The sequence below is a fragment of the Verrucomicrobium sp. BvORR106 genome, from assembly GCF_000739655.1.
Lineage (GTDB): Bacteria > Verrucomicrobiota > Verrucomicrobiia > Verrucomicrobiales > Verrucomicrobiaceae > Verrucomicrobium.
The window spans coordinates 68294-75398 of sequence record NZ_BATR01000020.1; the positions used below are offsets into that span (position 1 = coordinate 68294).

General features: G+C 62.3%; 8 protein-coding genes. All 8 read left to right on the forward strand.

What is annotated here, in order from left to right:
* The first annotated feature begins 1 nt into the window (after position 1).
* Positions 2 to 499, forward strand: coding sequence for a periplasmic heavy metal sensor (locus BV106_RS03780; RefSeq protein ID WP_038160687.1), 498 nt, complete (start codon positions 2 to 4; stop codon positions 497 to 499).
* Entirely contained in the window at positions 496 to 1062 is a 567-nt protein-coding gene (locus tag BV106_RS03785) for a sigma-70 family RNA polymerase sigma factor (RefSeq protein WP_051944975.1), read from the forward strand. Before BV106_RS03780 ends, BV106_RS03785 begins: the two co-directional genes overlap by 4 nt.
* 103 nt (positions 1063 to 1165) lie before the next feature.
* A complete protein-coding gene (locus tag BV106_RS03790; protein ID WP_038160689.1) occupies positions 1166 to 1414 on the forward strand; it encodes a hypothetical protein in 249 nt (82 codons plus the stop codon).
* Between the two features lie 145 nt (positions 1415 to 1559).
* Positions 1560 to 2657 (forward strand): hypothetical protein, encoded by a 1098-nt coding sequence (locus BV106_RS03795; protein WP_265595308.1) that lies wholly within the window; start codon positions 1560 to 1562, stop codon positions 2655 to 2657.
* A gap of 77 nt (positions 2658 to 2734) precedes the next feature.
* Entirely contained in the window at positions 2735 to 3556 is an 822-nt protein-coding gene (locus tag BV106_RS03800; RefSeq protein ID WP_081891498.1) for a tetratricopeptide repeat protein, read from the forward strand.
* Between the two features lie 150 nt (positions 3557 to 3706).
* A complete protein-coding gene (locus BV106_RS03805) occupies positions 3707 to 4375 on the forward strand; it encodes a paraquat-inducible protein A (RefSeq protein ID WP_051944978.1) in 669 nt (222 codons plus the stop codon).
* Complete coding sequence (locus tag BV106_RS03810) at positions 4372 to 5004, forward strand: paraquat-inducible protein A (protein WP_038160697.1); 633 nt, start codon at positions 4372 to 4374, stop codon at positions 5002 to 5004. The genes BV106_RS03805 and BV106_RS03810 overlap by 4 nt, the downstream gene beginning before the upstream one ends.
* Before the next feature lie 6 nt (positions 5005 to 5010).
* Positions 5011 to 6672: an intermembrane transport protein PqiB gene (pqiB, locus tag BV106_RS03815; protein ID WP_051944981.1), complete on the forward strand. Its 1662-nt coding sequence runs from the start codon at positions 5011 to 5013 to the stop codon at positions 6670 to 6672.
* Positions 6673 to 7105 lie beyond the last annotated feature (433 nt).

Consider the following 7105-nt stretch of genomic DNA (forward strand, 5'->3'; position numbering starts at 1 on the left):
CATGAAATCCGGCACCCGCCTCCTCCTGCTGCTCGGCATGCTCTGCCTGGCGGCAGCGTCAGGTTATTTCCTCGTCAAACCCTGGTCAACCGGACTCACCCGCGGGCCGGCAGACGCTGACAGCTCCGGACTCCAGTGGCTCCAGAAGGAGTACGCTCTGACGGACACGCAGTTCGAGCGCATCAAACAGGAACACGACACCTACCACCCGCGCTGCATGGAGATGTGTGAGGAGATCCGTCTGGCCAACGCCCGAGTAGCCGAACTGCTGGGCAACTCCACCGCCATGACACCAGAGGTGGAGACCGCGCTGAAGGAGGCGGAAGCCACCTACGCTCGCTGTCGCGCAACCATGCTGGCTCATGTGTACCGGGTGGCAGCCCTGATGCCGCCGGAGGCAGGCAGACGCTACATCCAGGATGTGGCCCCCCGCCTGCTGACCGGAGCGCACTCCGTGGATGAGGTGATGATGAGCCATTCCCCCGGCAGCCCGCCATGAGCCAGCCAGCCGATTCCGGGGACGCCACGTGCATGGAGCGTCTCGCCGCGGGCGATGATCTGGCCCTCAACGATCTCATGGACTCATGGAGTCCACGGGTTATTTCCTATCTCACCCGGCTCACCGGCAACCTCCACACCGCCCATGATCTGGCGCAGGAGACATTCGTCCGCGTGTACCGCCATCGTCACGGTTACCGGAGCAGTCAGCCATTCAGCACCTGGCTGTTTCACATCGCCACCAACCTGGCCCGCAATCAGGCACGATGGCATACCCGGCACCCCGAGGTGCTGACGGGTGCGGATGAAGACACAGGCAGTGAGATTGAGCCGGACACCCCTGCCGATGCCGCGATGCGGAAAGAGCAGGCTCACGCGGTGCAACAAGCCGTGCTGGATCTGCCTGAAGACCTGCGCTCAGTCCTCGTGCTCTCTGTGTATGAAGCCGTGCCCCAGGTCGAAATCGCGGAGATCCTGGGGTTGAGCGTCAAGGCAGTGGAAATGCGCATCTACCGTGCCCGGCAGATGCTCCGTGAAAAGCTCTCCCCACATTTGGGAAACTGATCCGGGGAGGCGGAGATCGTGATTCTTCACCTTTCTTTGAGGGGTCCTTGAAGTCGCGGGGTGTTACCTGCTGGAGCCAACCACCTCCACATAAACAAGAACGATGAAAACATTCCTTCTCCTCTCCACTTTGACCGCCTTGTTCATGGCCTCTGCGCCAGTTGCATCGGCCGCCGATCCCAAGCCCTATCCCCTGAAGACCTGCGTCGTCTCGGATGATGAACTGGGCACCATGGGCAAACCCTATGAGTTCACGCACGACGGCCAGCAGATCAAACTCTGCTGCAAGTCCTGCCTCAAGAAGTTCAAGGCAGATCCCGCCAAATACCTCTCCAAGATCAAGGGCAGCTAAAAGAGGATACCCCCTCGCCCCAGCCCTGTGCAGCGGAAGTTTTTCCCAGAAGAAATCCTTTCCTGCCACGTCTTGGTCTTCAGGCCGCGATGGCGAATCCGGCCTGAAGATGCAAACTTTCTCCCATTCCTGGATTCCAGGCCTCATGGCTTTCGCCCTCGCGGGCGTCGTCAGCCTTCCTGCAGCATCTACAGACTTCCAGGTCATCCGGCTGCCGGAGCACGGCATTCAACCCCGAGCGTCTTCCTCCACACCGGAAGTGGTGTATCTCCAGGGGCGGCCTGAGGCGGCCGACGTGAAACTGGCAAGGCTGGATGCTCAAGGTCACTGGCAAAGAGAAGTCCTGCTCAACACCCCGGCGAGTCAGGCAGTAGGGACGGGTACCGTGAGAGGCCCAGCCCTTGCCGTCGGTCGCGATGAAACTCGCCACGTGCTCTGGCATGGCAAGAGTGGCACCGCGTCGACAGGAAAGGGGTCCGCACTCTACTACAGCCGGGTTGACCGCTCCGACCGCGCCTCTCCGCCGAAAGACATGATGGGAAGCACGACCGCTCTGGACGGAGGCGCGGCGGTGGTCTCCGACAAAAGCGGCAACGTCTGGCTGGTATGGCACGCATTGCCCGCCGGCGGGGAAGGCGAGACGGAACGACGGATCTTTATCCGCCATTCCAAGGATGACGGTCTCTCGTTTTCGGAGCCCTGGGAGGTCGCAGGTGAAGACCTTGGGGCGTGCGGATGTTGTGGGCTCGCCGCCACGGCGGGTGGAGACGGAAACATCTACATGCTTTATCGCTCGGCGGAGCAGCGAAAGGGGCGCGGCATCCGCCTGCTCCAACTCCCGCCAGACGCCACCAGGAATACCAAACCACGACTGCTTCAGCAAGACCACTGGGAGCTGGAGGGATGTCCCATGACGACCGCAGACCTCCTTCCGAGTGTAGATGGGGTGGTGCCACTCTGGGTCAATCAGTTCAAGCTGGTCTCCACACTGGCTCAGGTGCCACAAGCCGTCACAAGCAAGGAGGCAGTCCTAAACCACCCCCGCATGGGACGGGATTCTCAAGGACGCCAGCTCCTCATCTGGACGGAGGGGGCGATGTGGGGCAAGGGCGGGCGAATTCTGGCCCAATGGGTCCCTGGGGACAGCACAAGCCCAGGCCCACGGTGGTCACAGCCGCTTCCGACCTGGAGCTATGGGGCGGTGGTGACGCTGCCAGACGGGCAGTTGGCCATCGTGTATTGAGGCCAGGTGTCGCCCCGGTGGTGTGGAGCATTGCAATCCCCAAGTCGCTCCGGTAGGGTAGGCCAGCCCAATCTTCCATGATGTTCCCCCGCCCCGCCGTCTTCCTTTGTGCCCTGGTCCTCTTGGTGCTACCCACGTCCGGAGGGTTGATGGCGGCAGAGGAGAAACAGCTCTCCGAACTGGATAAGCAACTCAACACGCTCCGGGAGAAGGTGGAAAAGAACCCGGAATCCCGCCTGGCCCATGTGGAGCTGGGAAAGGTGCTCTATGAAAATGGCCGCAACGTCGAGGCCATGACAGTGCTCAAGGGGGCTCTGGACCTGAAGACCGACAAGCCGGATGCCCCGCTCTCGCTGGTGATGATCAATCTGGGCCAGGTTCTGGAGACGGAGCGGCAGCTGCGGCTCGCCATCAACGTGTACGAGACCGCGCTCAAGGAGGAGCAGAAGGAACGCGGTACTCCGGGCTCCTTTGGCCCCGGTTACCGGGAGGCGATTGAGGAGTACCTCCATCGCGCCAAAGCCAGCAAGGACAAGGCAATCAAGCACTTTGAGACCGCCCATAAGTTGAAGGACAAGGGCGACCGCCTGGGTGCAGCCGCCGAACTTCAGCAATGCCTGAACATCGCTGTGGACTTCGGCGACGTGTGGCGCATGCAGGGCGAACTGCTCGCGGAGGCAGGTCGTCATGAACCTGCCGTGTTGTCTTTCCAAAAGACGCTCGACATGTTTCCCCGGGACGGTGACACCCTGACCTTGATGGGACGGAGTTTGTTGCACTTGAAACGGCTGAACGAAGCGGCGGAGGCCTTTAGGAAGGCGATCGTGCTCGATCCCACAAACGTGCTCGCCATCCAAGGCCTGGAGAAGATCAAGGCTTCCCAGAGCGCGCAGAATTGAAGATTGTGACGGCCAGCTAATTAAAGCACCGTCTGGGGCCCGGCGCCCGTACCAGAACGGACGTGCGCGGGGTGATTCCCACTCAAAGGACCTTGAATCCCTGACGGGATCAGGGACCTTCGTCCGCCTCCCCCCAAGATTGTCCTCTTCATGAAGCGCCACCATCCCTGGTTGTCCTGGCCACAGCTTCGGGAAGGCCCGATGCAACTGGCCTGCCACCTGTGCGATACCCTGCAGGCCGCCCCGCGCCTGCGTGAGGGGGACGGTGCTTATTGCTGTGTGTGTGGTGAGAGACTCTATCGCAACCGGCCCCACTCCCTGGCACATGCCACGGGTTTCTCCGCGGCCGCGCTCATCTTCATGGTGCTGGCGCACACCTTCCCCTTCCTGACGATGACCTCGGGCAGCATCAGTACGCGACTGACGCTGATGGAAGCCGCGCACGTGCTGATCCGTGACAACGATCCGCTAGTGGCAGCGGGAGTCGTCTTTTTCACCATGGTAGCCCCCTTCATCCTGGTGGCTGGGATGCTCTATGTCGCCGCACCCCTGCGCCACGGCGTGGCCCTGCCCGGAGCCATGCGGGTGACCCGGTGGCTCCAGTGGATGGAGCCCTGGAGCATGCTGGAGGTCTTTCTCCTGGGGCTCATCGTGAGTCTACTGAAACTGGGCAAGATGGCGGAAGTGGAGTTTGGCCTGGGTCTCTGGGCGCTGGGCGGACTGGTGTTGTGCACCGCTGCAGCACTCGGGGGCATTGATAAAATGGAACTGTGGGACCGGCTGGAAATCACCCGGAAAGGGGAGGCCAACCAGACATGAGTCTCCCCCCGCCTGCCGCCTCCCAAGAGCTGGCCAGTTGCCACGTCTGTCAGAAAGTGAGCCCCATCCGGCTGGAGAACTGCCCCCGCTGTGGTGCCCATCTGCACCTGCGTAAGCCCCAGAGCCTGGAGCGCACCTGGGCGTTGCTGCTTTCCGCCTGTGCCCTGTATGTGCCCGCCAACCTCATGCCCATCATGACCGTGAGTGGCCTGGGTGGCGGGGAGGCCAACACCATCCTCTCCGGGGTGGTGGCCTTCTGGCAGATGAAAGCCTACCCGGTGGCCATCGTCATCTTCACCGCCAGCGTGCTCATCCCCATCCTGAAAGTGGCAGCGCTCGTGTGGCTCTGCCTGGCAGCCTCCGGGCGGGTCTGGGCCTCCCCCCGGGCTCTCTCACGGGTGTACTACATCACCGAGCTGCTCGGACGCTGGTCCATGGTGGACGTGTTCGTCGTAGCCATCCTGGTGTGCCTCGTACGCTTCGGCACGCTCATGACCATCACCCCCGGGCCCGCTGCCCTGTGCTTTTCCGGCGTCGTCATTCTCACCATGTTTGCCGCCATGAGCTTTGATCCCAGGCTCATCTGGGACCGGCATCGTGCTGACCTTGCGGACGCGCCCCCACCCTGACCCCCAATGAGTGAAACCGCCCCCACCGAAGACAAAGGAAACAACACCCCGCCACCGGAGCCCAAGGCCGTGGTGCGCCGCAACCGGCGCTGGAGCACCGTCTGGGTGGTGCCGCTCGTGGCCCTGCTCCTGGCCGGCTGGCTGGTGTGGGAGCACTATTCTGAAAAGGGGGTGCTCGTGCATGTGCGCTTCGAGACGGCAGAAAGTCTTGTGAGCGGCAAGACGGAGATCCGCTGCCGCTCCGTCCGCATCGGCGTGGTGGAATCCGTCGATCTCGCACCCGACCTACAGTCCGTAGTGGTGGACATCCGGGTGAACCCGGAGAACGAGGAGCTGTTGCGGGATGGCGCGCGCTTCTGGGTGGTGCGGCCCCGCGTCTCGCCCTCGGATGTGTCCGGGCTGGGCACTTTGATCACGGGTTCTTACATCGAACTCGACCCCGGGGACGGCACCCGCATGGTGCATCATTTCACCGGTCTGGAGCAGCCCCCGGTCACGAAGAGCAGCGTGCCCGGCCTGCGCCTCACCCTGGTGGCGGACAATCCGGGCTCCTTGGTGGCAGGCTCCCCCATCTACTTCCGCGGCTTTGAAGTGGGCCGCATCGAGCGCCGGAGTTTTGACATCAATGTGCGCCGGACCATTCTGGACGTGTTCATCCGTGAGCAGTACGCCAGCCTGGTGCATGAGAACACGGCCTTCTGGAACACGAGCGGCATCGATGTGAGCGCCGGTGCCGAGGGGTTCCGCCTTCGCACCCCGTCCTTGCAGGCCATGATGGCAGGTGGGGCGAGTTTCGCCGTGCCGGAGGGCAAGTCTGCCGGGAAACAAGCCACCAATGGCACAAGCTACCGCCTTTATCCGGACGAGGAGTCAACCCGTCAGCAGGACTTCAATCCCGACCGCAAGTGCCTGGTCTTCTTTGACCAGTCCATCCGCGGTCTGAAGAAGGGCGCTCCGGTCGAGTTTCGCGGCATCCCCTTCGGCCGGGTGGTCGAGATCTCCCTCCGACACGGCACCGCCGATGACAAGCGCATACCGGTGGTGATCGAAGTGGATCCCGGCATCCTCCTGCAGAATGAGGTCGATGCCCGGGCCGACCGCGATGTGTTGTTTGCCAAGGCCGTCCGCGAGGGCCTGCGCGCTCGCCTCGGCACCGGTTCCCTGCTCACTGGCGCGCTCTTTGTGGATGTGGATTTCATCCCCGATGCGCCCCCGGCGGAACTCACCCGTCTGGGTGAATATCAAGTGCTGCCCAGCCACTCCTCAGGTCTGGTGCAGCTTGAAGAGAAGGTCAACGCCATCCTCGCCAAGATCAACGCCCTGCCGATTGAAGACACGCTGCAGAAGTTTGGAAACACGGCCGATGAGGTCACCAAGACCGTGGCCGAAACCCGGACCGTGGTGGAAGAGGCCAAAAAACTGCTGGCGGCTCAGGCGACCCAGAACATGACCGCCGAGGTCAATGCCACGCTCAAGGAACTGCGCTCCTCCGTGGAGAGCCTTGGCCCCGCCGGCAACGTCCAGGGCGACCTCCGCCGCACCCTGGACGAGTTGCGCGCCGCGTTGAGAGCCTTCAAGACCCTGTCGGACACGGTCGAGGAAAAACCGAATTCGTTGATTTTTGGGCGCGAGAAGGCGGGGGATCCAGTGCCAAGGGCAAGGAAGTGAGTCAGGAAAGTGAAAAGTTGAGAGTAATAAGCGAAAAGTGCAGCGTGGACGCTGCTGGGTGAAATATCATTGTCCAGGCCGGGCGCGTTGCATTGATGCCTCGACGCATTGGCCATTGTTTCACATCGCGCCTCCTAATTCTTCCCTCGAACCCGGAGGGTTCACCATGAATAGCCAGGGGTCGACCGAGTGAAGCGAGGGCTACCCCTGGATTGCGCCCGCTCACCTGCTACCGCGGAGCGGTAGGCCCATCGTATGGCGAGCCCCTGATGATCATCCCCCGGTGAGCCCTGTCCGTCATTTGGACCCCTTTTGGTCTACCGCTCCGCGGTAGAGTTCCCAGCGCACTTACCATGGGTAGTCCTCGCTACGCTCGGCCGACCCATGGCTATGCATGGCGAACCCTTCGGGTTCATGAGATAACTCGCGCAAT